This window comes from Psychrobacillus sp. FSL H8-0510 (genome assembly GCF_038008345.1).
Lineage (GTDB): Bacteria > Bacillota > Bacilli > Bacillales_A > Planococcaceae > Psychrobacillus > Psychrobacillus psychrotolerans.
This window is the reverse complement of record NZ_JBBOYZ010000001.1, coordinates 426,139-452,315: the sequence shown is the minus strand read 5'-3', so window position 1 is coordinate 452,315 and position 26,177 is coordinate 426,139. Positions and strand designations below refer to the sequence as shown.

Genomic DNA, 26,177 nt, shown 5'->3' with positions numbered 1-26,177 from the left:
CGTTTGTTTTTATTTATCTAGGGAATAAATATATCAACCAAGTTTAAGGAGGAAATTTTCATGGCAGATAAATACGAAAAAATAGACAAAGAAGTTAAAGGACAAACACAACAACAGCAACCAGGTATTGAAGAAGAAATGACTCCTGAACCTATTTATGATGACCAAAATTATAAAGGATCCGGGAAATTGACCGGGAAGGTTGCCTTAGTTACAGGTGGGGATAGTGGAATAGGACGTGCAGCTTCTATTGCATTTGCCAAAGAAGGCGCGAATGTCGCTATCGTCTATTTAGATGCAGATGAGCAACCAGATGCTGAAAAAACAATAAAACTTATAGAAAAGTACGGCGGAAAAGCATTAGCGATCAAAACGGACTTAAGTGATGATGAAAACTGTCAACAGGCAGTGGAGCAAGTGATTCAGGAATTCGGACAACTGAATGTACTAGTTAATAATGCAGGTAAGCAATTCCCAACAAAGGATTTTCTAGCTATTACACCAGACCAATTACAAGAAACTTTTTCTACTAATATATACTCGATGTTTTATTTATCTCAGGCTGCGCTACCGCATATGAAGAAAGGCGATACGATTATTAATACCTCCTCTATCACAGCCTACAACGGTTCCCCTGAGTTAATCGATTATTCTTCTACTAAGGGGGCTATTACATCCTTTACTCGTTCGTTGGCATTGAACTTAATCGAAAAAGGAATTAGGGTAAACGCCGTGGCACCTGGTCCAATTTGGACACCACTTATTCCCGCAACATTTGATAAAGAAAAAGTGAAACAGCATGGAGCTAGTACGCCAATCGGTCGTCGTGGACAACCTTCTGAAAACGCACCAGCGTATGTATTTTTAGCTTCCACTGATTCCAGTTATATGACTGGTCAAACGATTCACGTAGATGGTGGGGACTTTGTAGGTTCTTAATTGCAAAATCATTAAAAAATGCTCAGAGTTTTCTCTGAGCATTTTTCATATCCTAAACAATTATTTGTGATTTATTTTATTTGTACCAATTATTTTTACCTTGTTGCCCTGTTCATCTTAAGACTTATTAATACTCTAATAGTATTACTAGGAAAAGAGGAATGAATATATGTCTGGAAATGATAGTGCTGGAGGATATGGATACGGTTCTGGTTTTACACTGATTGTTGTTTTATTTATTTTACTTATTATTGTTGGCGCTGCTTTTGTTGATGGCGGTTACTAATTTAAAATACCGGTAATCATACCCGGCAATCTTAGTAAATTGTAAATCAGATTCTTAAACAATCTGTGCAGTCTAAATATTGCATTTATAAATAACCGAGATTCTTCAAGAATCTCGGTTATTTTTTGTGAGTTTAGTTTTTATAGTAATTAAAAATCAAAGTTATCTGGATCTGGTCCAACACGGTGATTTTTATTCAATAGATCAATCTGCTTCATGTCCTCTTTTGTTAATTTAAAGTCAAATACATTTGCATTTTCTATTATGCGTTGTTCTTTCGTAGACTTTGGAATTGTAATTACATTATTTTGAAGGTCCCAGCGCACGATAATTTGTGCTACTGATTTCCCATATTTAGATGCTATTTCTTGAAGTTCTTCATTGTCGAGTAACTGCCCTGCCATTAGTGGTGACCATGCCTCTAATTGAATCTGATGCTCCCTACAGAAATTGTGCAATTCTTTTTGTGTTAAACGCGGATGATATTCTACTTGGTTGATCATTGGATTAATTTCCGCATCCTTCATTAACTCTTCTAGGTGATGGATTTGAAAATTACTTACACCAATCGCTTTCACACGTCCCTCTTTGTAGAGTGTTTCTAGAGCTTTCCAAGCCGCTTTATACTTCCCTTCCACTGGCCAATGAATTAAGTATAAATCTAAATATTCTAGTCCAAGTTTAGTTAAACTTTCTTCATAGGCTGCAATTGTTTCCTCATAGCCCAGCTCAGAATTCCATACTTTTGAAGTAATAAAAAGATCCTCTCTAGCAATATTTCCATCTTCTATCCCTTTTCGGATTCCTTTTCCTACTCCTACTTCATTTCCATAGATGGCTGCTGTATCGATGCTACGGTACCCATTTTTTATAGCGATTTTCACTGCATCTATTAACTCTTGTCCATCCTCTACTCTAAATACGCCAAGCCCTAATAGTGGCATTTCTACCCCATTGTGTAATGTTTTTATAGATTGTAAATTTTCCATTTTGAATTCCTCCGTCTGTTAATTATTATATTTGCTCTTTTCTCTCCAACATTCTACTAATACCAGTTAATATTGCTGCAATCATAACCATTATCGATCCAATCCAAGCAGTATGGATAAGGCCAATAGAATCTGCGACAATTCCCCCTAAATAAGACCCAATTGCAATGCCGGCATTAAAAGCAGCAATATTCATAGCTGAAGCAACATCAACTGCACTAGGAACATAGCGCTCAGCTAACATGACAACATACACCTGCAGGCCTGGAACATTCATAAATGCAAAAACTCCCATTAAAATAATCGTTATTAACCCTAAAACCTTAAAAGGGGCTGTAAATGTTAATAGAAGTAGTATAATCGCTTGAATAATAAACATATAAAAAAGTGAGCCGATTGGGTTTTTATTGGCTAGTTTTCCGCCAATCATATTCCCTACTGCGATTGCAACCCCATAAACAAGTAATATTAAAGCGATTGTCCCTTGTTTAAATCCTGTTACAGACTGAAGCAATGGGGATAAATACGTGAATACGACAAATGTCCCCCCGTAACCAAGTGCTGTAATTAGAAAGATTAATAATAATCTACTATTTGTTATTAGCTTTACATGATCTTGTATTGATGTTCTTGTACCTTTTCGTAAATCAGAAGGAATAAGTATACTATTTGCTATAAACCCAATGATTCCTATTACGACAATTGCTATAAAGGCAAAGCGCCAACCTAACTGCTGTCCAAGAAATGTACCAAAAGGCACTCCTGTAATGGTTGCGACTGTTAATCCTGTAAACATAATAGAAATTGCACTAGCTCTCTTATCCTCTGGTACTAGATCGGCAGCTATCGTTGATCCGATGGACATAAAAACACCATGTGAAAATGCAGATATGACACGTGCAATTAATAGCACTGTTACACTTGTAGCACTAGCGGCTATTCCATTACCTATAATGAACACAATCATTATCCAAAGAAGTAAGGATTTGCGAGGCATCCTTGAAGTAAGTGCTGTTAAAACTGGTGCACCCACTGTTACTCCGAGGGCATATAAGGAAACTGTCAGCCCCGCTGTTGTCAAAGATATATCCAAGTCTTTAGATATTAATGGCAATAGCCCGACACTGATAAATTCAGTCGTTCCTATTGCAAATGCACTTACTGCTAATGCCAATAATGCAAACATACTTCTATTTTTATCTAAAGTCATTATTTCTCAACCTTTCTTCATGCGGAATAAATAAATTCCGCGAGACCAAACTATATTGTAAATCTACCGGCAAATGTTATTATGATTCATAGAGTTTTAAAAGGAAAGTACGCACTTTAAAGTAATATAGGCACTATAAAGTACTATAGGAACTTTTTTGTTCCTATCTAAAGGAGAAATAGTATGAAACAAAAAAAATATAATATATCAGTGGAAGCTACATTGGAGGTCATTGGCGGCAAGTGGAAATGCGTCATATTGTGTCACTTAACCCACGGAAAAAAGCGGACAAGTGAATTAAAGCGGCTTATGCCTGATATAACTCAAAAAATGTTAACGCAGCAACTTAGAGAGTTAGAGAGTGATGGCGTTATTAATAGAATCGTCTATAACCAAGTCCCTCCAAAAGTAGAATATGAGTTGAGCGAGTATGGTACAAGTCTTGAAAGTATACTCAGTGCCCTTTGTTCATGGGGAGAAGAACATATTACAAAAGTATACGGAGATAAATTTTCCGTTTTAGAAGATAGTATCTTGAATGATAGCTTAAAATAAAAGACTATGTAAAAGTAGAAAGACCAATTTAAAATTCAAAGAAAAAAATGAGCCGGAGTGTTTCTCCAGGGTCATTTTTTGATGTCTATTTTTTACTAGTCGAGCAGAACGGAATCTCTAGACTAAGCTGAATTGAGTTTCTCTCCAGCGACAGGAATCTCCCAGACCTAGGATCAACTGCACACGCACCTTGGAAGAGATACTGCCTTGGTACTTTTACGCAGTCTATTTGAGTACTTACATTTTATATTTTCTCGTGCCATAAATAAAAAACGAGATCCTATGTCAATAGGACCTCGTTTTATCACATGTTCATTTTCGAAACTTTTTTCCCATCAAAAGTATACAATACCTGTTTTTCATCTACTACTGTTTCCATATGAATTGTTCGCCCCCATAATTGATGAATATATGGCAGAACGTTTTCTAAATAATGTGGATCGAGTTCCGTCCCTTCAAATCCATGACGTAAATACAACTCTCCTAGCCTCATATAGTCCCCATTTTCTACTACGATATATGGAAAGCTTCCATTCACTCGCATGGAGACAAGCTGATCACGTACATTTTCATAATCCTTATCCGTTATTTCATAGTTCCCATTCTTTTTTTCAAATAAATATAAATCTTCCTGCTTCACTAAATCCTTCGTTAAGTAATTTCGGATAAAAGATATGTCCGATTCTATTTCTCTTACTTCAAACATTTTCTCCCTACCCGAATTAACTTTAATTCCTAAATCTTTCATTTCTGCTGTTGGATTATTATATCTATTTTCTATATCTTCAAAAATTTTCACACCTAAATAATATGGGTTAATGCCGGTTTTGGAAGGTTGCACTACATTTGCATTTAACTTTGCGAACTCTATTGTTTCATCGCTCGTTAAATCCATTTCTCTTAATATCCGTTGATGCCAATAGGAAGCCCAACCTTCGTTCATAATCTTTGTTTCTAGTTGCGGCCAGAAGTAGAGCATTTCCTCCCGCATCATCGTTAATATATCTCGTTGCCAATCTTCTAACTCACTGCTATATTCCTCAATAAACAATAGCAAGTCTTTTTCAGGTTTCGGAGGGAACTTTTTACGATACGGAAGTACCAATTTTGATTTATCTTCTCTATGATCCAACTTCCACAAATCATCATATTCTGTTTTTCGTATGACATCGACTTCTTCTTCATCCTCATAAACTGGCAATTTAGGTCTCATAATAGAAGGGTCAATATGTTCCTGAATTGCTAATACCGCATCTAAAAAACTTTCTACTTCATCTTTTCCATACAGTCTCTCATACTCTGCAATACGTTCTGCAGTTGCCGTCATGCTCTCTACCATGTCTCTTCGTGTATTAGAAAAACGTACATTATGTTTAAAAAAGTCACAGTGAGCAAGTACATGTGCAATGATGAGCTTATTTTGTATGAGGCTATTTGTGTCCAATAAGAACGCATAGCAAGGATCTGAATTAATGACTAACTCATAAATTTGGCTAAGCCCAAAATCATATTGCATTTTCATCTTATGAAATTGTTTACCAAAACTCCAATGGGCAAAACGTGTGGGCATGCCGTACGCGCCGAATGTATAAATAATATCTGCTGGGCAAATCTCATATCTCATTGGATACGTATCAAGGCCAAATGCAGTGGCAATTTCGGTAATTTCCGCAATAGCATGTTGTAGTTTTTTCTCCATTACTTGACTCCCTTTTGAAAAATATGCTTCAGCGCTTCGTAAACATCTTGATTTTCCTTCAACACATAGTATCTAAACTTAGGACTTTCAATCTTTTTATAGGTGTTCATTAACGTAGAATATCTGCTATGCGCATTTACTTCCCCATAGCCAAAGATACTAGAAACCTCCATCAGTTCATTCACTAGTTCAATGCATCTCATATTATCACTTGTCATATTCTCTCCATCAGAAAAATGGACAGGGTAAATATTATATTTAGATGGACTATACTTCTCTTTTATAAGCTCTAGTGCCTTCATATAAGCAGAAGAGCAAATTGTCCCTCCGCTTTCTCCTTTAGAAAAAAATGCTTCCTCTGTTACAACCTTTGCTTCTGTATGATGGGCAATAAATTCAATTTCCACTGTTTCATATTGGGAGCGTAAAAACCTTGTCATCCAGAAAAAAAAGCTTCTAGCACAATACTTTTCAAAGTTACCCATCGATCCACTTGTATCCATCATTGCTAATACAACTGCTTTCGACTCAGGTTTTACTACCTCATCCCAAGTTTTAAAACGCAAGTCATCTTGATGAATAGGCATTATTTCTGCCTTCCCTTTCATTGCATTTCGCTTAATAGCAGATATAATAGTTCGCTTTTTGTCTATATTGCCCATTAGGCCTTTTTTTCGTATATCGTTAAATGTAATATGTTCTGTTGTTATTTCTGTCTGTTCCTTTTGTTCTAAATTAGGTAGCTCCATTTGGCTGAAAAGTTCCTGCTCTATTTCTGCAATGGATATCTCTGCTTCATAATAGTCTTGACCTGCCTGGTCACCAGCCTGTTTCCCTTGACCTGCTTTTCCCTCTTCATCACCTGAACCTTTAGCAACTACGTCTCCTACTTGGCTTTTCCCATCTCCTTGCCCCACATGCTTCGATGAATCATAGTTATAGCGGATTTTATATTCATCTAGTGAGCGAATCGGAATTTTGATGACTTCTCGTCCATTAGACATGATGATATTTTCTTCACTGATCAGATCAGGCAAATTGTTTTGAATTGCTTCCTTCACTTTCTCCATATGGCGTTGTTGGTCTTGGTGTCCTTTTCGATGTAAAGACCAGTTTTCCTGAGAGACGACAAATTGTTTAGTTTCTTTGTTCTCCATTTTTCTCAACACCTACCTATTTTTTATCATATGCCCGTTTGTCATTCTTATTGCAGATGAATTTGAAAAATGTAGGGGTTGATAGTATAAAAGATAAGAAAAAAGACATTCACATACCGAAAGACCGGTGATGGAATAGACTTTTTCAAAAGAAAATTTTGAAGAATAGAAGCTATCCATTAAAACTGCTGATTTCCGTTTCAGGTTGAGAACAAAGACTAAGTGCGCCACCTCGTGTGGCAACGCCTTCGTGACCAACATCCTGTTGGCCTCCGCGGGGTGAGCGATGGGCTAGCACCGTCTCTAACGCGTCGTTGTGATATCTCATCTGTCTCACTCATCCCACCGGAGTCGCTACCTTTCACTTCAATCAATTTAACGTGTAGTTTTAAATTATATGATTTAGCAGAGCGTATCGCTTAGATGATAAGAGTAGTCAAGGTTAATAATGTGATAAAACCATCTGTTAAATTTGGAAGGCTATTATGTAATGAAGAATGAAGAAAATAAATTCTATTTTATCTAGTGGAAAAAAAGAGAAATATTAAGTGTTAACTAAATAAAGAAGTGAGCTAGCTCACGAAATTGCATATTCGTGCGCTTCTTCTTTAAATAGAAAGGGAACTTTTTCTCTAGTTATCCAAAAATGCACTGTCCTGTTTCTAAGAGTTGTAGCAGGGCGACGGATAGACAAACGCCACAAGGTTACCGAAAAATTGGGATGCTGGCTGGTTGTGACGGACATCACAACCAGCCAGCATCCCTAAAAATTCACTCGGTAATCGTATAGCAAATCGTCTATCCAAAGTCCTTCGAAAACGATAGAAACAGGTTTTGACCAATCATTTAGCTATACTATTGGTCCTTCACCTATGCCTATCGATTAAGCAAACTACCAACATATTTCAATAGCTCATTAGCTGAATTGGAATTGTATCCATGTTCATCTATTAATCTTGCCACTACTTCATTTACTTTCTTTAGATGGGCTTCATCTGGTGTTTTTGATGAAGTAGTAATTTTTACGACATCCTTTAAATCCGCAAATAATTTCTTTTGGATAGCTTCACGTAGTCGCTCGTGCGAATTATATTCAAAACGCTTCCCTTTTCTTGCGTATGCCGATAATCGGATAAGGATTTCTTCACGGAATGCTTTTTTCGCATTTTCGGAAATGCCGATTTGTTCCTCAATGGAGCGCATCAGCTTCTCATCCGGGTTCATCTCTTCTCCTGTCAATGGATCTCTCATTTTGTTTTTATTGCAAAATGCTTCTACGTTATCTAAATAATTATTCATCAGTGTAATGGCAGACTCTTCATACGAGTACACAAATGCTTTCTGTACTTCTTTCTTAGCAATTTCATCGTATTCTTTTCGAGCAATCGCTATATAATTCATATATTTTTCTTTGTCTTCATCAGAGATCGATGCATGTTGATCAAGCCCCTCTTTTAAAGAACGCAACACATCTAGCGCATTAATCGATGGAATTTCTTTTCGTATTATGGCAGATGAAATACGGTTGATCACGTACCGTGGATCAATACCGTTCATCCCTTCATTTTGCGATTCTTTCTTCAATTCTTCCACATCAATGTCGTTAAATCCTTCCACATTTTCCCCATCATATAGACGCATTTTTTTGACTATATCTATTCCTGTCTTTTTCGGAATCTCCAGTCTCGTCAGTATAGAAAAAATTGCTGCTGCTCTTAATGCATGTGGAGCAATATGAACATGTGTCATATCGCTTTCTCTAATCATCTTTTCATATATGCGCTCTTCCTGGCTGACCTTTAGGTTATAAGGAATCGGCATGACAATAATTCTTGAATGCAATGCTTCATTCTTTTTATTGGCTATAAATGAACGGTACTCCGTTTCATTCGTATGGGCTACGATCAATTCATCTGCACTGATTAACGCAAAACGTCCTGCCTTAAAATTTCCTTCTTGTGTTAATGATAATAAGTGCCATAGAAATTTTTCGTCCAATTTGAGCATTTCTTGAAATTCCATCATTCCACGGTTCGCCTTATTCAACTCTCCGTCAAAGCGGTATGCACGAGGATCTGATTCTGAGCCATATTCTGCTATTGTTGAAAAATCAATCGATCCCGTTAAATCCGCTATATCTTGAGATTTAGGATCGGAAGGAGTGAACGTACCAATTCCTACTCGTTTATCCTCAGAGAAGAAAATGCGCTCCACCAGGACATCTTCTACACGCCCGCCGTACTCACTTTCGAGCCTCATGGAGTTTAATGGTGACAAACTACCTTCAATACGTATTCCATATTCATCAAAAAAGTCTTTTCGTAAATGCTGCGGGATTAAATGCAATGGATCCTCATGCATTGGACAGCCTTTTATAGCGTAAACCGCACCTTCATCAGTACGAGAGTATTGTTCAAATCCTCTTTTTAGAAGCGTTACAATAGTAGATTTCCCACCACTTACTGGACCCATTAATAATAAAATTCGTTTTCTAACATCTAGTCTTTTGGCAGCGGGATGAAAGTATTCTTCTACTAATCGCTCTAGTGAATCTTCTACTCCAAATATTTCATTTCCAAAAAAATTGAATTCTTTTTTGTTATCTAGTTCCGTTACACCTGCATTTTTAATCATGCTATAAACTCGTGCATGCGCCGTTTGGGCAACCTCTGGACGTTCCTTCACAATCGCTAAAAATTCTTTAAACGTACCTTCCCACTTGAGCTGGTTCTCTTCTTCTCGATAATTTCTTACCTTGTTTAAAATGTCCATGTTTCCCTCCATTCATGGGAGTTATTTATACATAGTATGAAGTTTTAGAAATTATGATACCTTTTTCTTTACACGAATAAAGCATCTCTTTGAAAATCAAGAGATGCTTTGTTCATTGTTTTACGATATGCTCACCGTTAGAATAGCGATTAAAATTATTATTCTTTTATTTTCCTTTTCTTAATAATCCAAAAAACTGCAACTGCAATAATTGTTACAAGTATTAACACTGGTAAGTTACCTACTATAAATACGATTATTCCTGAGCCTATTGATAACAGTGCATTGGTACTTGTTATAAATTGTTTTTTCGTTTTTTCCCATGTGTTCAGATCTTTGTTTTCTATTTCTGGAATGATGACTCGATTTTCAAACATAGTTAGTTCGATAGTGGAAAAAGATGTTTGGTTCTCCAAATATTTTATTTTCCCTACTAATACCTCTATTTCTTCTTGGACCTTTGCAAGGTCGCTAGAAATTTTTAGTAAATCCTCTGTTTTTTCTGCATCTTTCATAAATGCTAGTAAGCGTTCTTCCACTGCACTTTTCGATTTCACGCGAGAACTTAGATCTACATATTGCTCAGTTACATCCTGACCAGTTACGTTTTTTTCTAAAACTTTAGATGCCTCTACTTCCGCTTCAGACAAAAACGTTTCAAAATGCTTCTCTGGAATTCGCACTATCATTTTCCCTGAACTTGTTTCATCAGATTCCAAATACACGTTGGACTCTACAATATAGCCTCCATAATCCTTCACCCTTTGCTCCATATTATGCTGAGCCTTCTTTAAATCCTTTACATTCGTGCTAATTCTAGCCTGATGAATAATCATTCTAGTGCTAGGTGCCGCAGTTTCTTCAGCTACACTTTCCTGTTCCCTCTCCGCATCAACACTTTGCTCTTCTTTAGTTTCAAATTCTGCCGAATCCGATGCTCTATCTTCTGTACTCATTTTAGCTAACTCTTCATCGCTACTACTACAGGCTGTTAATATAACGAAAAGACTTATGGTAACCAACAATAACCAAGCTTTTTTCAATATAATTACCCCCTTATATATGTCTGAATAATCAGACGAATTATGTATAAAAGAGTTTCATACCAACTTCTCGATACACTAGCACACTAGTAAAGTACCCCGTTAGCAGAGGAGAAATTTTCATTTTTTTCACGAAACCCCTTAAATAGTTTAAATATTTAGATAGAATAGGAGTAAGAATTGAGGAGGTATTTAAATGGGTACAGCAAACGATAAGGTAATTCGTTATAGAGGAACCAAGTTGAATACGAAAGGTTGGCTGCAAGAAGCAGCTCTTCGCATGCTTATGAACAATTTAGATGCAGAGGTAGCAGAGCATCCTGATGACTTAGTTGTTTATGGTGGGATCGGAAAGGCAGCTCGGAATTGGGAAGCTTTTGACGCAATAGTTCACTCGTTAAAGGAATTAGAAAATGATGAAACTTTGCTTGTCCAGTCTGGCAAACCAGTAGCGGTTTTTAAATCTCACATGGATGCACCACGTGTATTAATAGCCAACTCCAACTTAGTGCCAGCATACGCTACATGGGAGCATTTCCATGAGCTCGATAAAAAAGGGTTAATGATGTATGGACAGATGACTGCCGGCAGTTGGATTTATATTGGTTCTCAAGGAATCGTACAAGGGACTTACGAAACGTTTGCTGAACTTGCTAAACAACATTTTAATGGAACGTTAAAAAATACGATTACACTTACAGCTGGGTTAGGCGGTATGGGTGCTGCACAGCCATTAGCAGTTACGATGAATGGTGGCGTATGCATTGCATTAGAAGTAGATGAAACAAGAATAGATAGACGTATTGAAACTCATTACACAGATTTGAAAGCGCATACATTAGACGAGGCTATTCAGTTAGCGGAAGAAGCAAAAATGGCTGGGAAACCTCTTTCTATAGGGTTGGTTGGAAATGCAGCCGATATTTTACCTGAACTGATAGCTCGTGGTTTTACACCAGATATTTTGACTGATCAAACTTCAGCTCATGATCCTTTAAATGGCTACATCCCTTCTCAAACTTCTCTAGAGGAAGCAAGGGATTTACGCCAGAATAATCCTAACGAATATATAAGCCTCTCCAAAACTTCTATGACTACGCATGTACGTGCAATGGTCGAGTTAATGGATAAAGGTGCAGTTACATTCGATTATGGAAATAACATACGACAAGTAGCGAAGGATGAAGGCTTTGATCGGGCTTTTTGCTTCCCAGGATTTGTTCCTGCATACATCCGACCACAGTTTTGTGAAGGCAAAGGCCCATTTAGATGGGTCGCATTATCTGGGGATCCTGAAGACATATATAAAACAGACGAAGTAATCTTACGTGAGTTTAGCTATAATACTCACTTATGCAATTGGATTAAAATGGCGCGTGAAAAAATTCAATTCCAAGGCTTACCTTCTCGTATATGTTGGTTAGGCTACGGCGAACGCGCTCGCTTCGGTAAAATCATCAATGATATGGTCGCTTCCGGTGAATTAAGTGCACCAATTGTAATAGGAAGAGATCATCTAGATTCAGGATCTGTTGCCTCCCCAAATCGTGAAACTGAAGCGATGAAAGATGGATCAGATGCAGTTGCCGACTGGCCAATACTAAATGCGATGATCAATGCAGTCGGTGGAGCAACATGGGTTTCCGTGCATCATGGAGGTGGTGTTGGAATGGGGTATTCCATTCATGCTGGTATGGTCATAGTTGCCGACGGAACAAAGGAAGCGGAAGCAAGATTAGAACGTGTACTCACTTCAGATCCAGGTATGGGTATAGTTCGTCATTTTGACGCTGGCTATGAGCTTGCAGAAAAAACAGCTCGTGCTAAAGACATCCATATTCCAATGATGAAAAAGGAGGACTAAAACAAATGAGTAAAGCAGTTTGGATAAAACACGCCTCTCAGTTAGTTACTCTGGCTAGTGAACATAGAGGTCCAAGAACCAAAGAGGCTATGAGTGAGCTCTCCATCATTGAGGATGGAAGTATATGGTTGGAAAATGAAATAATTCAAGCTTTTGGCACAACAGATGAGCTTCAAATAAAATACGCAGATCGAATAGATTCAGCAGAAATTATTGATGCATCCGGAAAGCTTGTCACACCTGGGCTCGTTGATCCGCATACACATGTCGTTTATGGAGGAAGTCGTGAGCGGGAGTTTGAGTTGCGTTTAGAAGGCGCAACGTATATGGACATTATGAATGCTGGTGGAGGTATTCATGCGACTAGCCGCATGACTAGAGAAGCAACGGAAGAAGAGATTTTTGTACAAACAGAGAAAAGATTAGACTCCTTTTTAGCTCATGGCGTTACTTCTATAGAAGGAAAAAGTGGTTATGGATTGAATCTAGAGACAGAGATAAAACAACTTCGTGTCATGCGTAGATTACAACAAGAACACCCAATAGATATTGTTCCCACTTTTATGGGAGCGCATGCTGTCCCTTCTGACTTTAAAGGAAAGGAAGACCAATATGTCGACTTAGTTGTCAATGAAATGCTCCCTAGAGTAGCCCATGACAAACTCGCTAAATTTAATGATGTCTTCTGTGAAGTAGGTGTCTTTACCCCGGAGCAATCAAAACGAATTTTAGAGGCGGGGAAAACTCTTGGGTTAACCCCTAAGATTCATGCAGATGAGATTGAATCATATGGTGGAGCCGAACTTGCAGCTGAGGTGGGTGCTATTTCAGCAGAGCACTTATTGAAAGTATCGGATATGGGAATTGCTGCAATGGCTAAAAAAGGAGTTATCGCCTGTCTATTGCCTGCAACAGCATTATATTTACGAGAGACTGCTGCAAGGGGCCGAGAAATGATTGATGCTGGCGTACCTGTAGCGATTTCAACAGACTGCAATCCTGGATCATCTCCTACCACGTCCATGCCCCTTGTAATGAACTTAGCTTGCATTTCGATGCGGCTTACTCCTGCAGAGAGCTTGTGTGCAGCCACCTATAATGCGGCCTGCGCTATAGAAATAGAAGATAAAGTTGGCTCGTTAGAAGTAGGAAAACAAGCCGACATTGTGCTCTGGAACGTGTCAAATTATCAGCAATTACAGTATTTATTTGGGGTAAATCATGTAAATAGTGTTTGGAAAAAAGGAGTAAAAGTGGTCGGTTAAGGATGACACAAATTCAACTTGGAAAGAACGTGATGAGTCTTGATTAACTTAAAAGGAAATGGTCTTACTCTAGAACATATGAGAGCAATTTTATATCAAAATGAACAAATTATAATAGATAATAGTGCAAAAGAAAATGTTGTGAAAAGCCGAAAAGTTGTTGAACGGATTGTAGAAACTGGCCAAACTGTATATGGCATAAACACCGGTTTTGGTAAATTTAGTGATGTAAGTATAAACGATTCTGATGTTCATGCCCTGCAACTTCATCTTATTCGTTCTCATGCGTGTGGAATGGGAGAACCATTTGAAGAAATAGTTTCACGCGCAATGGTAGTACTTCGCTTAAATGCATTACTAAAAGGCTTTTCAGGTATTCGTTTAGAAGTATTAGAACGACTAGCATACATGGTTAACTATCAAATACATCCTGTAATTCCTCAACAAGGTTCACTTGGGGCATCTGGTGATTTAGCTCCCCTTTCGCACCTAGCACTTGTTTTAATAGGAGAAGGCTTTGTCTGGGATGGTAACAATCATATCCCCTCTCATCTAGTTTGGGAAAAGCATGGTTTATCACCCATTGTACTAGAAGCTAAAGAAGGTCTTGCGTTGATCAATGGAACGCAAGCAATGACTGCCCAGGGCGTTATCAATTGGTTAGAATCGGAAACACTTGCCTATCAGAGCGAATGGATTGCTGCTATGACAATGGAAGCTTTATACGGCATTACAGATGCTTTTCACCCAGATATCCATGAAGCGCGAGGTTATCCAGAACAGGTGGAAGTTGCGAAAAGAATGCTCCAGTGGCTCAAAGGAAGCCAACTTGTAACTAAACAAGGAGAAAAACGTGTGCAAGATGCTTACTCCATAAGATGTATACCTCAAATTCATGGAGCTAGCTGGCAGGTCCTTGCTTATGTAAAAGAAAAACTTGAAATAGAAATGAACGCAGCTACTGATAACCCGTTAATCCTAGAGGATGGAGAAGTAATTATTTCCGGAGGGAACTTCCACGGCCAACCTATTGCATTTGCCATGGATTTCTTAAAAGTAGCAATGGCTGAACTTGCAAATGTATCTGAACGTAGAATCGAACGCTTAGTAAATCCCTATTTAAACGAAGGACTACCACCTTTTTTAAGTCCAGAACCTGGATTACAATCTGGGGCCATGATTTTGCAATATGCAGCAGCAAGTCTCGTTTCTGAAAACAAAACTCTGGCTCATCCCGCCTCCGTCGATTCTATTCCCTCTTCCGCAAATCAGGAAGATCATGTAAGTATGGGAACTATTGGGGCAAGACACGCTCATCAAATTATCCAGAATTGCCGTAGGGTCATAGCAATTGAAGCAATTTGTGCGGCACAAGGAGTGGAATATAGAGGAAATATCCTCATGTCCCCTGCTTTACAAAACAAATGGCAATCAATACGTAGTATTGTTCCCTCCATTATAGAAGATCGTATTTTTAGTGTGGACATAGAAACAATGCATATGGATTTAAAAAAGGAAACTTCTCGTGCGTTTACTACCTCTTCTTAACACGAAGAGGTAGTTTTTTTTATAAAATGCAAAAACATCTCTTATAAAATGTTTATAACAGAATACTTTTGGGGTAAGTACTTATTAATAAACAAATAATCAGAAAATGGAGGAATTTAACATGACTGAACAATCTATAGCAGGACAAAAATGGTGGAAGATAGGTGCAGCAGCATTCCTATCTGTTGGTTTATTAGCTGGATGTGGTGATGGAGATAATGAATCCGATGTAGATGACAATATGGAAGAAGATGTAGAACAAGAATTAGAAGAGGAAGATAAAGACGGAGAGTAAATATTATTAGGAAAAATCATGACCCCCACAATTATTGTGGGGGCCATGACCTTTTTATTTACACGGACAAGTTCCTTTCCCATTTAGTTTGTTACATTTTTTACACTTTTTATTGGATATCCTATTCACTTCCTTTTATTGATTTACACCAAAATATGTCTCTGTTGGATTGTCCTATTACACCTATTATTCGACATCAGTTAGAAAAAGTGACTGTGGATAAAGTTATGCACAACCAATAGGTTGTTATAACAACAATTTTGACATTAATTTGTTAGTAACTCACAACTTATCCACTGCAAGATGTGGATAAAGTTTCAGTAATCAATATTTTTGCCTCTTTTATATACTAACGGTACCCGAACTTGGATTTATTTTGACAAAACATAAAAAAATTCGATTTTTTTCATAGAAAAATGTTTTAGAACCTCGTTTCTAATGATTTTTAAGGAAAATGTTTCGACAAAATTCGATTTTTTCAAAATTGTGCATAACTTTATACACAAAATTCACACTGGTATATATAGGTTTTTTAACATTACTAACAACTTACTAACATATTACCCACTTTTCGTTGTGGATAACAGAACAGTTGTTCTCAAGTGAAATGTTTGTTAAATTAGTCTTGTGAAAGATAACGCTTAATCGCTTTGACGGATTAATAAATGAGGTGTTAATCTCTAATTGTTGTTAAGCACAAATTACATAATAAATATAAAACGGAGGTGCGAGGGGTTATGAGTAAAATGTCTGATGATCTTCTAATCGAGTCTTATTTAACAGCAAAAAAACTAAAACTAAATCCAGATTTTCTGGAACTGTTAGAATCCGAAATAGCTCGCCGTTGTTTGTCCATACAAAATGCTAGTTAATTACAGGTAAAGTATTCATCGTTAAAAGCTGTGGAATCCCATATAGCTTTTATAAAAAAAAGTCGGTGGATTTCTCCACCGACCTAATTGTTATTATTTGCTGAATTGATTTCCACTCATTTGTGATTGGGCTTGAGCTACTAAACGCTTAGTTATTTCTCCGCCAACGGAACCGTTAGCACGCGCTGAAGCTTCTCCTCCAAGTTGAACACCGAATTCTTGTGCGATCTCATATTTCATTTGATCAAGGGCTTGTTTTACGCCGGGTACTAGAAGTTGATTTGAATTACTGTTTGGCATGTTGTTCACCTCCTTGTAAGCTTATATTGTGTTTTTTTTCATCATTTATACTAGAGAATTCAACAAGATATTTTGGTAATATCTTTCAAGTGTTGTTGGCTACTTTTCAAGGATTTGATTGATCACTTCGTTTGCTTTACTATTGTTTAAATTTTTATAAACGCAACTTGCTGGGGAATCCCTTAGTGTATCTGTAAATGCATTCGCCATTTCTGCTTCTCCCGCTACATGATATTCTCGCCAACCTCTTTTTTTCCTTAACTGTTCAACGGTTGTCCTCATCCCTTTATAAAATGTACTTGCATTAACTCTGTAATGTGTATCTAAAACAGCAGTTTTGCTATCAGCAACGGCTCGTCTTCCTCTACTATCTATTTTGACCTTTTCATTCCATGTTTCGGAAACTGGGTCATATTTGAACGTCACATCATCACGAACAAATCCTAATGCCGTGTCTAAAATACGAACTTCCCCAAAGCTTGGCATGATTATACCCGCTTCTGGATATGCTTTGTACATATACTCCAATTGCTCTGTAACAGGATGGTCTTCCCAATAGAAATTTGTTTTTACAGGTACCTGGACATAATGAACAGACCATAAATCCTCATTTGCATTGGCAAAAATGACGGCGCCTTTACGTAACTCTAGTGAGTTTTTTTCCATTTCATTTTTTACTTTTTCCTTTACTTTATTAAATGCTTTTAGTTCTTTTTCATCACCTGAAGCTTCTATATACTCTCCGATACGCTTTAAGCCACTTTTCAGATGAATTGCCCAAGCACCATTTAGTTGTTCAGGATCAGCAGGATTGGTATTCAAATAAATACTTAAAACACTTCGATCCATACTGGTGTATGCTTTCAACGCTTCAATTTCTTTGTTTATCGTCATTCTACCTTCCTCCTTCGTCTTACTCTTCGTAGTATCACCTTTCAACAAAGGATTACACGGGAAAAATAATGATTAAATTTTGTTAAATAAATTTACTTCTGTAACAAAAAAACGCACCGACTATGTTTAGTCAGTACGTTATTCATTAATGCGTATGAATACTATTTTCTTCCATCCAATAGGCTTCACGTATATTGATATGTCTTCGCATTTTCCTAGTTATTTCTAAAGTTATTTCATTACTTTGATATAAGCGTTGAATTTCATCTCGTTCTGCCTGAAAAGCTTTATCACGGAGCTCTCTTTGTACACTTATATAATGACCAGAATCAGTCAGTTTATTGGCTAGCTTAAATTTAACTATCATTTCATTGTACTCTCCAATAAGTTGTACATGAACTACCTCGTTTTCTGGGGTCATCGTTTCTCTCAAGTACTTAATAGCAGCCTTTGCCATTTTCACTTTAAAACTTACTACTTCATGTCCTTTTTCTAAACGAATTTTAATGGAATCACGTTTTTTATTAGTGAATATCTTTAAAATGTTATAATATCCTCTTTTAATCACGGTCCAAACAAGTAACACACGATACAATAAGCGATTAGTTACAGCCACTCGCATTCGATGAATATGTTCTTCTATTAAGTTTAGTGATTCACGACCAATTTTATTATTTGTTTTTAACTTTTCTATAAAATCACTTTCAACTTCTAACACTTTCATTCGAGTGTATGTTTCTAGTTCTTTTATACGGTCTGCTTCATCTTCACTTACAAACAAAAGCTGATTTCTTATTTCATTGTATTGAGCAATAATCGAGACTGCTGCTCCATGATTTTCTTCAGTTGTCAGGTCACGCAATGTTTCAATCGCACTCTCAGCTGTTTGAAGTATAGCCAATCTTTCCATCTCTTCTTTTGCTTCCTCCGTACCAGCTTTTTCTGATTTTACTAGTAAAGGAAGGACAATACTTGCCAGTACAAGTGTTACTAAAATGACTCCTGCTGCTATGAAAATGATCAATGCACGCTGTGGAAAATCATCACCGTTGGCTAGGAAATATGGAATTGTAAAGGCTCCAGCCAAAGTAACTGCACCTCGTACTCCTGCAATAGTTATAATAGCAACGTAACGAAGAGAAGGTATAGTTAAATTTTGCTCCTTCATAAACCAACCAATCCACCAAGCTATATAAATCCAAAGCCAACGAAGTATTAGAAGAGCCGCAGTTATAATGAAGATATACATAATTACCTGATAATTATTAAATAACGGGCTATCAAATATTTCTTGAGAAACACTTGGAATTTGTAATCCAAGTAGCACGAATACAAGTCCATTTAATATAAATATAAGAATCGTCCAAGTACTTTTCGAGACCAATTGTAATTGTATAGCTGGTGACTGTTCACGATCTTTGAATATGGCATGTACAATACCAGCTGCTACAACTGAAAGAATTCCTGAAAGATTAACATGCTCTATTATATAAAAAATAACGAAAGGCGTTAACAGTTGAATAAGCATATGCAGCGTTACATCTTCCATACCCAAACGTCGTATAAACACTTTCAATCGAATGATTATATAGGCTAGTAGTGCACCTCCGAGAAATCCACCTAATGCTATTACCACAAAACTCACACTTGCTTCTGCTAGCGAGAAAACGCCTGTTACAGTAGCTGCGACCGCAAATTTAAATGCTACTAGTCCAGATGCGTCATTCATAAGGCCCTCGCCTTCAAGGATATGCGTAATTGTTTTTGGTATTTTCACACGACTAGATATGGCACCTACTGCCACAACATCTGTTGGCGATAAAATAGCCGCTAATGCAAATGCCGCAGATAATGGAATCGATGGTATAAGCCAGTGTATTAAATACCCTATGACTAATACAGTTAAGAATACAAGTCCAAGCGCCAACATGAAAATTGGTTTGCGTAACTTCCATAACTCATGTCTCGATACATTTTTTCCATCATAGAACAGTAACGGAGCAATAAATAGAACAAAAAATAGCTCCGGTTCTAACTCAATATGTATACCTAAAGGAACCGCAGCAAGCGAAACTCCAAGTGCAATTTGAATTAGTGGTACCGGTATAAATGGAAAAAAGTGATTAATAAAATTGGATAGTCCAATAATGCCTAACAACAATAAGATAATTAAAAAAAATTCCACCAAATGTCCCCTTTTTCTTTATATATATCAATTCTATAGGGATTATTCCGTAAATACAAATTCAATAATCGGCTTTAGCCTTATCTTGTTTCGTCAAATAATCAATTATTCCCATGGAACTTACTTCCAGATCTAATTGAATTAATCTAAATACTTCATGATTTTCAGAAATTCCTTCATTGCCCAGATGCTTTTTTACTAACTTTTCTAATCTACTCGCTAGTTCTTCATATCCTTTATCTTCCTCATAGACAGTTTCTGCTTCTGCCATAAATATATTTAACCACATCGATACTTGAGAAAGTGCTTCTTCAGGAGAACTAGTCATTCCATAATGCCCATAATAAATAGATTGGAGATTCATTTGTGCAAAAAGCTCTATTGCTCTTTGCATAGCGACTGGATTAAATTGGTTTGGTGAAGTCGATGGCAAGAAGAAGTCAACTCCATCAGATACCAATTGCTCATAGCGAACGCCAACTGTGTCCCCCGTAAACATTCCATTGCTAACAGGATCATAGATAGAGAAATGATGATTTGCATGTCCAGGAGTATCAAAAAATTTCAATATACACGTATCTCCTATTTTCAATATATCCCCATCATTTTTTATAACCATACGCTCTTGGGGAATTGGAATAATTGGATTGAATAATTCCTCAAATTTAGTCCCATATACAGCCTTTGCTCCAGCTATCAGCCTCGCTGGTTCAGCCAGATGTCTTACTCCTTTTGGGTGAACCACTAGTTGAGCATTTGGACATTCCTCCATTAAAAGGCCCGCTCCTCCAGCATGATCCAGATGGATATGTGTAACGATTATGTATTTCACCTGGTCTAATGAAAATCCTAATAACTCTAAGCCGCTTTTCACATACTTTACCGATGGGCTTGGTCCAGTTTCTACAATAGTAAGTTCTAGTTCATCGATGACATATGTACCGGTACGTTCTGACTCTCCCATATCAAATCCATCGATTATATAGATTCTCTCATTTAACTTTTTCGGATAATTATTTGTCATTGTATTCTCCCCTTTAATTACATGAATATTTAGAATATAACTCCCTTCTATTATATTAACATTTATCTGTCAGATTAATGACTTTAATACTTCGACAATATATCATCAACATGGTCTTAAGAAAAAAACCTACTGCCTGGAAAGACGGTAGGTTAGCATTTAAAAAATCCAACTTATTAGTGTAACGTATGAAGTTTTTCTACATTTTGATGTAGCTGTTCCTGAAGCGTACTGATTGGCTCTAAGTTCCCTCTACTTTCTAATGCCATTGCAATCGACTTATTGGCACGTTCAATCATGTCCTCCGCATTTTGGATAGACCGATCTGTAGGATTAGTCAAAGCTTGACCAACAGCAAGCGTCACATTATCCACAGAATTGTGTAAACGCGCAATAACATTATCTTCTTTCCAACTCATTTGCGTGTGATCCATTTAAAGTCCTCCTTCATTTGCCTTAAGGATTACTATGGCAACTTCAACCTGTATTTATTCACCCGTGGATTAACTTGGTAGTTCATAGTCTTGTTAGGTTCGGGAACACTATCTTTTGATAGCATTAATTTAAAGGAGGAAAAGATATGCCTAAAACCAAACGTGGTCCTAATGATCGGGCGAATAGTGAAGAAAGGCTTAAGAAAACAATCAGACATATGGAAGCAGCCGAAATAGCAATGGAATATGCACCGAAGGAAGATGTCGCTGCCATTAAAAAGAAAAATGAACAACGTGCTGAAAGCATAGAAGAATTGGAAAAAGAAATAAAATCAGCAGAAAAAACAGGCTTAAAAGGTTACCTATGACACAGTGTAACCAACTAGATATGGAATATATATAGTTGGCAGTAAGGTTTACATGTATCCATCGTTTTCGATGGCTTTGGACAGAACAGAGTGAAAGGGAGACGGTGAATGTCATAGCCCTCTCCCCTTTTTCTTTGAACGTCTACTTTAGCCTGTCCCTTAAAGTATCTCATTTAGGAGTGGAGTCACGCTCTTCCCCCTACTGACGTTACGGTACTCACTTCAAAATATGAAAGTGCGGCCGAATGGCAAATGGCAATAGTATTACTCATTCTTTTCAGTAACATTAACCCAATATACGGTCCATTCTAATATGCTTTCTTTAGAACCGAAAATAAACACGCTTTTTCTATCGTTTACATAAATTGTAGAGATAGTAAAAGGAGGACTGCTTAGTTCATGATTAACCTAGAACCAATTAATATCGAGGGACACACGTTTCTATCGATTTCTGTGGAACTGCCGAAAACCAACTTACTCGTTGTCACGAATGACAAAGGATATATAATGTGTGGCGCCTTAGACGTTGCACTGCTAAATGAAAAGTTAAAGGATAGAAAAGTTATTGCCGGAAGAGCTGTTGGAGTAAAAACAATTACCCAGCTTCTAGATGCACCACTCGAATCCATTACCTATGAAGCAGAAGAACTCGGTATTACTCCGGGCATGATTGGAAGAGAAGCCCTTTTAAAAATGATAGATTAAGAGTAAAGGCGACAGAACAACATATAGTTGTTCTGTCGCCTTTTAGTATGCTCACTTTTCCTCTATTTCCTTATATCTCCGCACACTTCACAATTACGTTACCAATTTACTTTAATTTGTTCACATCTTAATGAACGTTTTGTGAAGTTGGATTTTATCATTTTGTTTTTAGCAGTACTGGTAATAAGATAGAGGCATACAGAGACCACATCTGTTTTCTATTCGTTTATATAAATATTTTTGGAAGGGGTAGAAGAATGAAATTAAAAATGAAATGGCTTCTTTTAACCATGGTTATCACTATTACCACCGTGCTAACAGGTTGTGAACCATTATTAGTCTTAGATCCAAAAGGTCCTCAAGCAAAAACACAGGCTGACGATATTATGCTATCAATTTGGCTTATGTTAGGCATCGTCATTGTCGTCTTAGCTATTCTAGTTTTTGTCTTACTGAAATACCGCGCTTCTAAACAACCAAAAGATTACGAGCCACCACATATCGAAGGAAGCCCAATAGTCGAAGCAATTTGTATTGGTATTCCTATTATTATAGTTATCTTCCTTTCTATTGTTTCTGTGAAAAGTAACTATGAAGTCGAAGCAACTCCAGCGGGATACGAAGATCAAGAGCCTTTAGTTATTTATGCTTCTTCATCTAACTGGAAATGGCATTTTAGTTATCCAGAAGAAAATATTGAAACAGTTAACTATCTATATATTCCTGAAGATCGTGCTATTGAATTTAAACTATATTCATATGGCCCAATCACAAGCTTTTGGATTCCACAGCTAGGCGGTCAAAAATACGCTATGTCTGACATGGTTACAACTTTACACTTAGCTGCAGATCAACCAGGTGAATTTATGGGTAGAAATGCAAACTTTAGTGGAGCTGGATTTGCAGAAAATACATTTGAAGTTACTGCAATGTCCCCTAAAGAGTATATGGAATGGGTAGAAGAAGTACACGCAACAGCTTCACCTCTTACAGAAGAAAAATTTGAAGAGTTATTAGAACCCGGGCATCTTGGACGTTCTACTTATACGGGAACACATTTAGAATTTGCTCCGCCTCCAGAACATAATCACGGTTCTACTGATACGGATGCAAAAGAAGATGTAGATTCCGAACACCTTGAGGAACACGAAACACAAGATCATTCAGATCATTCAAGTCATTAATGCTCGATGAATACACACTATTTTTTGAAAGGAGTTACAAAAAGTATGGATTTCTTTGATCGTTTTGCAGTACCACATCCAAGCTTTTTAATATACGCTTCCATGGTTGGTATCGGACTAACTATGCTTGCGATTGTTGTAGGAATAACCTACTTCAAGAAATGGGGATACCTATGGCGCGAATGGATAACTACTGTTGACCATAAACGAATCGGTATCATGTATTTATTAACCGCATTACTTATGCTATTCCGCGGTGGCGTAGATGGAATTATGATGCGTTATCAACTTTCTATGCCTGAAAATACATTTTTAGATTCACAACATTATAATGAGGTCTTCACAACGCACGGTATCGTAATGATCCTATTTATGGCTATGCCGTTCATTATATTTTTCTTTAACTTTCTCGTTCCACTACAAATTGGAGCCCGAGATGTTGCATTTCCACGCTTAAATGCGTTAAGTTTTTGGTTATTCTTTATGGGTATGGGATTATTCAATCTGTCATTTATAATAGGTGGTTCACCTGATGCAGGATGGACATCCTACTTCCCACTAGCAGGTAATGAGTTTAGTACGTCTGTTGGGACGAACTATTACATGATTGCTATTCAAATAGCTGGTATCGGTACACTAATGACTGGTATTAACTTTATAACAACGATATTAAAAATGAGAGCACCCGGCATGACTCTTATGAAGATGCCAATGTTCACATGGTCAGCTTTCATAGCAAACGTTATTATCGTTTTTGCTTTCCCTGTCTTAACAGTATTATTAGCAATGGGAACGATGGATAGATTGTTTGGCACAAATTTCTTCACTACCGATAATGGTGGTATGGATATGCTTTGGGCTAACCTATTCTGGGTTTGGGGGCATCCGGAGGTATACATTTTAATATTGCCTGCATTTGGACTTTACAGTGAAATTATTCCAACATTTGCACGACGTAACCTGTACGGATATAAATCAATGGTTGCATCAATGGTCGTTATTTCAGTCCTTTCTTTCGTCGTTTGGGCTCACCATTTCTTTACAATGGGTCAAGGACCATTTGCAAACAGTATATTCTCTATTACAACGATGGCGATTGCTATTCCAACCGGTGTTAAAATATTTAACTGGTTATTCACCTTATGGAAAGGGAAAATCGAATTTACAACACCAATGCTCTATTCGGTGCTCTTTATTCCACTCTTCACATTAGGGGGAGTTACCGGTGTAATGCTTGCGATGTCAGCAGCTGACTATCAATATCACAATACGATGTTCTTAGTGGCCCACTTCCATAACGTAATTATTCCTGGAGTAGTTTACGCTATGCTTGCTGGTATGACATTCTATTGGCCAAAAATCTTTGGCTTTATGTTGAATGAGAGACTTGGTAAATGGACTGCTTGGTTACTTACAATCGGCTTTGTATTAGCCTTTATACCAATGTATATTACTGGCTTAGATGGTCAGGCACGTCGTATGTATACGTACTCTGAATCGACTGGTTTTAGTCTACTGAACATGGTTTCATTTGGCGGTGCTGCAATTATGGCAATTGCCTTTGTTCTACTTGTTTATAATATTTACTATAGTATTCGTTATTCACCTAGAGATATCGGTAATGATCCTTGGGATGCACGTTCACTTGAATGGTCGACGCATACCCCAATACCAGAGTATAACTTTGCAATTACACCACAGGTTGCTTCTACACAAGCATTCTGGGATTCTAAGAAAAACGGACATGAGTTATTTAAAGGCGAGATAGAAAAGATTCATATGCCAAATAATAGTGGTTTACCATTTATCATGAGTTGTATGTTCTTTGTATTTGGTTTCGCTATGGTATTTAGTATATGGCCAGTGGTAATTGTCTCCTTAATCGGTATATTAGCTTGTTTAGTTTACCGTTCATTCGAGCAAGATCACGGAAGATATATATCTGTAGAAGAAATTAAAGAAACGGAAACAAGATTGCGAGGTGCTAAAAAATGAAGGTAGATAACTCGCTTCCACTTGAATATAGTACGGAAGAAAATAACCTGAAAATACTAGGTTTTTGGATCTTCATCGGTGCTGAAATTATGCTATTCGCAACACTCTTCACTGCATATTTCACATTAGAAAATCGTATTGGTAATGGACCATCCGGCGCTGAAATTTTTGAAATTACACCAGTATTAATCGAAACTATTTTACTTTTGACTAGTAGTTTTACTATTGGTCTTGGTATTCACGCTATGCGGTTAAATAAGAAAAAAGCAACAATGGGATTCTTTATCATTACATTGATATTAGGAGCTGCTTTCCTAGGAGTAGAGATTTATGAGTTCTCCCATTATGTACATGTTGGGGCTGGGCTTCAAACTAGTGCATTCACTGCAGCTCTACTAACAACTCTGGGAACACATGGTTTACATGTAACTTTGGGATTATTCTGGGGATTATTTATACTAATCCAGATTAAAAAACGTGGCTTAACTCCCGAAACAGCCAACAAATCATTTATTTTCTCTCTATACTGGCATTTCCTTGATATCATTTGGATCTTCATCTTCAGCTTCATCTACTTGAAAGGAATGATGTAAT

Annotated in this window: 24 protein-coding genes; 13 read left to right on the top strand and 11 right to left on the bottom strand. The window is 37.2% G+C overall.

Features of this window, described 5'->3' with window-relative positions; all coding sequences use genetic code 11:
- Positions 1-60 precede the first annotated feature (60 nt).
- Both MHI40_RS02245 and MHI40_RS02240 read left to right on the top strand, forming a co-directional pair.
- The gene (locus tag MHI40_RS02245) at positions 61-939 is read left to right on the top strand and encodes an SDR family oxidoreductase (RefSeq protein ID WP_093536086.1); all 879 of its coding nucleotides are present in this window, start codon (positions 61-63) and stop codon (positions 937-939) included.
- Between the two features lie 169 nt (positions 940-1,108).
- Positions 1,109-1,225: a YjcZ family sporulation protein gene (locus tag MHI40_RS02240; protein WP_093536088.1), complete on the top strand. Its 117-nt coding sequence runs from the start codon at positions 1,109-1,111 to the stop codon at positions 1,223-1,225.
- 149 nt (positions 1,226-1,374) lie between these two features.
- On the opposite strand, the gene MHI40_RS02235 is transcribed toward MHI40_RS02240, so the two are convergent.
- Together MHI40_RS02235 and MHI40_RS02230 are read right to left on the bottom strand one after the other, a co-directional pair.
- The gene (locus tag MHI40_RS02235) at positions 1,375-2,214 is read right to left on the bottom strand and encodes an aldo/keto reductase (RefSeq protein WP_340761341.1); all 840 of its coding nucleotides are present in this window, start codon (positions 2,212-2,214) and stop codon (positions 1,375-1,377) included.
- A gap of 25 nt (positions 2,215-2,239) precedes the next feature.
- Positions 2,240-3,424 carry an MFS transporter gene (locus tag MHI40_RS02230; RefSeq protein WP_340761340.1) on the bottom strand — a complete coding sequence of 395 codons (1,185 nt, stop codon included), beginning with the start codon at positions 3,422-3,424 and terminating at the stop codon, positions 2,240-2,242.
- A gap of 183 nt (positions 3,425-3,607) precedes the next feature.
- Between MHI40_RS02230 and MHI40_RS02225 the strand changes: the two genes are divergently transcribed.
- A complete protein-coding gene (locus tag MHI40_RS02225) occupies positions 3,608-3,979 on the top strand; it encodes a winged helix-turn-helix transcriptional regulator (RefSeq protein ID WP_340761339.1) in 372 nt (123 codons plus the stop codon).
- Between the two features lie 304 nt (positions 3,980-4,283).
- Here MHI40_RS02225 and MHI40_RS02220 read toward each other — a convergent pair whose 3' ends face one another.
- The 4 genes from MHI40_RS02220 to MHI40_RS02205 all read right to left on the bottom strand — a co-directional run bounded on the left by MHI40_RS02220 (position 4,284) and on the right by MHI40_RS02205 (position 10,650).
- Positions 4,284-5,678 carry a SpoVR family protein gene (locus tag MHI40_RS02220; protein ID WP_340761338.1) on the bottom strand — a complete coding sequence of 465 codons (1,395 nt, stop codon included), beginning with the start codon at positions 5,676-5,678 and terminating at the stop codon, positions 4,284-4,286.
- Positions 5,678-6,835, bottom strand: a complete 1,158-nt coding sequence (gene yhbH / locus MHI40_RS02215; RefSeq protein ID WP_340761337.1) for a sporulation protein YhbH — start codon at positions 6,833-6,835, stop codon at positions 5,678-5,680. The genes MHI40_RS02220 and yhbH overlap by 1 nt, the downstream gene beginning before the upstream one ends.
- Before the next feature lie 876 nt (positions 6,836-7,711).
- The gene (locus MHI40_RS02210) at positions 7,712-9,607 is read right to left on the bottom strand and encodes a PrkA family serine protein kinase (RefSeq protein WP_093536100.1); all 1,896 of its coding nucleotides are present in this window, start codon (positions 9,605-9,607) and stop codon (positions 7,712-7,714) included.
- A gap of 158 nt (positions 9,608-9,765) precedes the next feature.
- Positions 9,766-10,650, bottom strand: a complete 885-nt coding sequence (locus MHI40_RS02205; protein ID WP_340761336.1) for a DUF4349 domain-containing protein — start codon at positions 10,648-10,650, stop codon at positions 9,766-9,768.
- Between the two features lie 196 nt (positions 10,651-10,846).
- Here MHI40_RS02205 and hutU point away from each other — a divergent pair, with 196 nt between their 5' ends.
- The 5 genes from hutU to MHI40_RS02180 all read left to right on the top strand — a co-directional run bounded on the left by hutU (position 10,847) and on the right by MHI40_RS02180 (position 16,494).
- Positions 10,847-12,514, top strand: a complete 1,668-nt coding sequence (gene hutU / locus MHI40_RS02200) for a urocanate hydratase (RefSeq protein ID WP_340761335.1) — start codon at positions 10,847-10,849, stop codon at positions 12,512-12,514.
- Between the two features lie 5 nt (positions 12,515-12,519).
- The gene (gene hutI / locus MHI40_RS02195) at positions 12,520-13,779 is read left to right on the top strand and encodes an imidazolonepropionase (protein ID WP_340761334.1); all 1,260 of its coding nucleotides are present in this window, start codon (positions 12,520-12,522) and stop codon (positions 13,777-13,779) included.
- A 39-nt stretch (positions 13,780-13,818) separates the two neighbouring features.
- Positions 13,819-15,327, top strand: coding sequence for a histidine ammonia-lyase (gene hutH, locus MHI40_RS02190; protein WP_340761333.1), 1,509 nt, complete (start codon positions 13,819-13,821; stop codon positions 15,325-15,327).
- A gap of 121 nt (positions 15,328-15,448) precedes the next feature.
- Complete coding sequence (locus MHI40_RS02185; RefSeq protein WP_175496213.1) at positions 15,449-15,622, top strand: hypothetical protein; 174 nt, start codon at positions 15,449-15,451, stop codon at positions 15,620-15,622.
- 737 nt (positions 15,623-16,359) lie between these two features.
- Entirely contained in the window at positions 16,360-16,494 is a 135-nt protein-coding gene (locus tag MHI40_RS02180) for a sporulation histidine kinase inhibitor Sda (protein WP_093536110.1), read from the top strand.
- A 93-nt stretch (positions 16,495-16,587) separates the two neighbouring features.
- On the opposite strand, the gene MHI40_RS02175 is transcribed toward MHI40_RS02180, so the two are convergent.
- From MHI40_RS02175 to MHI40_RS02155, 5 genes are all read right to left on the bottom strand, one after another.
- Positions 16,588-16,794 carry an alpha/beta-type small acid-soluble spore protein gene (locus MHI40_RS02175; RefSeq protein WP_093536112.1) on the bottom strand — a complete coding sequence of 69 codons (207 nt, stop codon included), beginning with the start codon at positions 16,792-16,794 and terminating at the stop codon, positions 16,588-16,590.
- Between the two features lie 99 nt (positions 16,795-16,893).
- Entirely contained in the window at positions 16,894-17,688 is a 795-nt protein-coding gene (locus tag MHI40_RS02170) for a VLRF1 family aeRF1-type release factor (RefSeq protein WP_340761332.1), read from the bottom strand.
- A gap of 145 nt (positions 17,689-17,833) precedes the next feature.
- Positions 17,834-19,873 (bottom strand): Na+/H+ antiporter, encoded by a 2,040-nt coding sequence (locus tag MHI40_RS02165; RefSeq protein WP_340761331.1) that lies wholly within the window; start codon positions 19,871-19,873, stop codon positions 17,834-17,836.
- 61 nt (positions 19,874-19,934) lie between these two features.
- Positions 19,935-20,897, bottom strand: a complete 963-nt coding sequence (locus MHI40_RS02160) for an MBL fold metallo-hydrolase (protein WP_340761330.1) — start codon at positions 20,895-20,897, stop codon at positions 19,935-19,937.
- A 176-nt stretch (positions 20,898-21,073) separates the two neighbouring features.
- Entirely contained in the window at positions 21,074-21,331 is a 258-nt protein-coding gene (locus MHI40_RS02155; RefSeq protein ID WP_093536120.1) for a hypothetical protein, read from the bottom strand.
- A 146-nt stretch (positions 21,332-21,477) separates the two neighbouring features.
- Here MHI40_RS02155 and MHI40_RS02150 point away from each other — a divergent pair, with 146 nt between their 5' ends.
- The 5 genes from MHI40_RS02150 (at position 21,478) to qoxC (ending at position 26,176) form a co-directional block, all read left to right on the top strand.
- Positions 21,478-21,699, top strand: coding sequence for a small, acid-soluble spore protein tlp (locus tag MHI40_RS02150; RefSeq protein ID WP_340761329.1), 222 nt, complete (start codon positions 21,478-21,480; stop codon positions 21,697-21,699).
- A 399-nt stretch (positions 21,700-22,098) separates the two neighbouring features.
- Positions 22,099-22,404 (top strand): YunC family protein, encoded by a 306-nt coding sequence (locus MHI40_RS02145; protein ID WP_340761328.1) that lies wholly within the window; start codon positions 22,099-22,101, stop codon positions 22,402-22,404.
- Between the two features lie 257 nt (positions 22,405-22,661).
- A complete protein-coding gene (gene qoxA / locus MHI40_RS02140; protein WP_340761327.1) occupies positions 22,662-23,588 on the top strand; it encodes a cytochrome aa3 quinol oxidase subunit II in 927 nt (308 codons plus the stop codon).
- A gap of 45 nt (positions 23,589-23,633) precedes the next feature.
- Positions 23,634-25,583 (top strand): cytochrome aa3 quinol oxidase subunit I, encoded by a 1,950-nt coding sequence (qoxB, locus tag MHI40_RS02135; RefSeq protein ID WP_093536128.1) that lies wholly within the window; start codon positions 23,634-23,636, stop codon positions 25,581-25,583.
- Complete coding sequence (qoxC, locus tag MHI40_RS02130) at positions 25,580-26,176, top strand: cytochrome aa3 quinol oxidase subunit III (RefSeq protein WP_340761326.1); 597 nt, start codon at positions 25,580-25,582, stop codon at positions 26,174-26,176. The genes qoxB and qoxC overlap by 4 nt, the downstream gene beginning before the upstream one ends.
- The last annotated feature ends 1 nt before the right edge of the window (position 26,177 follow it).

Coding starts and splice junctions, on each gene's coding strand:
- MHI40_RS02175 (WP_093536112.1), bottom strand. CDS start 16,794: ATGCCAAACAGTAATTCAAATCAACTTCTAGTACCCGGCGTAAAACAA.
- yhbH (WP_340761337.1), bottom strand. CDS start 6,835: ATGGAGAACAAAGAAACTAAACAATTTGTCGTCTCTCAGGAAAACTGG.
- MHI40_RS02160 (WP_340761330.1), bottom strand. CDS start 20,897: ATGACAAATAATTATCCGAAAAAGTTAAATGAGAGAATCTATATAATC.
- MHI40_RS02230 (WP_340761340.1), bottom strand. CDS start 3,424: ATGACTTTAGATAAAAATAGAAGTATGTTTGCATTATTGGCATTAGCA.
- MHI40_RS02220 (WP_340761338.1), bottom strand. CDS start 5,678: ATGGAGAAAAAACTACAACATGCTATTGCGGAAATTACCGAAATTGCC.
- MHI40_RS02225 (WP_340761339.1), top strand. CDS start 3,608: ATGAAACAAAAAAAATATAATATATCAGTGGAAGCTACATTGGAGGTC.
- qoxA (WP_340761327.1), top strand. CDS start 22,662: ATGAAATTAAAAATGAAATGGCTTCTTTTAACCATGGTTATCACTATT.
- qoxB (WP_093536128.1), top strand. CDS start 23,634: ATGGATTTCTTTGATCGTTTTGCAGTACCACATCCAAGCTTTTTAATA.
- hutI (WP_340761334.1), top strand. CDS start 12,520: ATGAGTAAAGCAGTTTGGATAAAACACGCCTCTCAGTTAGTTACTCTG.
- MHI40_RS02245 (WP_093536086.1), top strand. CDS start 61: ATGGCAGATAAATACGAAAAAATAGACAAAGAAGTTAAAGGACAAACA.
- MHI40_RS02170 (WP_340761332.1), bottom strand. CDS start 17,688: ATGACGATAAACAAAGAAATTGAAGCGTTGAAAGCATACACCAGTATG.
- MHI40_RS02235 (WP_340761341.1), bottom strand. CDS start 2,214: ATGGAAAATTTACAATCTATAAAAACATTACACAATGGGGTAGAAATG.
- MHI40_RS02150 (WP_340761329.1), top strand. CDS start 21,478: ATGCCTAAAACCAAACGTGGTCCTAATGATCGGGCGAATAGTGAAGAA.
- MHI40_RS02155 (WP_093536120.1), bottom strand. CDS start 21,331: ATGGATCACACGCAAATGAGTTGGAAAGAAGATAATGTTATTGCGCGT.
- MHI40_RS02185 (WP_175496213.1), top strand. CDS start 15,449: ATGACTGAACAATCTATAGCAGGACAAAAATGGTGGAAGATAGGTGCA.
- qoxC (WP_340761326.1), top strand. CDS start 25,580: ATGAAGGTAGATAACTCGCTTCCACTTGAATATAGTACGGAAGAAAAT.
- MHI40_RS02210 (WP_093536100.1), bottom strand. CDS start 9,607: ATGGACATTTTAAACAAGGTAAGAAATTATCGAGAAGAAGAGAACCAG.
- MHI40_RS02145 (WP_340761328.1), top strand. CDS start 22,099: ATGATTAACCTAGAACCAATTAATATCGAGGGACACACGTTTCTATCG.
- MHI40_RS02180 (WP_093536110.1), top strand. CDS start 16,360: ATGAGTAAAATGTCTGATGATCTTCTAATCGAGTCTTATTTAACAGCA.
- hutU (WP_340761335.1), top strand. CDS start 10,847: ATGGGTACAGCAAACGATAAGGTAATTCGTTATAGAGGAACCAAGTTG.
- MHI40_RS02240 (WP_093536088.1), top strand. CDS start 1,109: ATGTCTGGAAATGATAGTGCTGGAGGATATGGATACGGTTCTGGTTTT.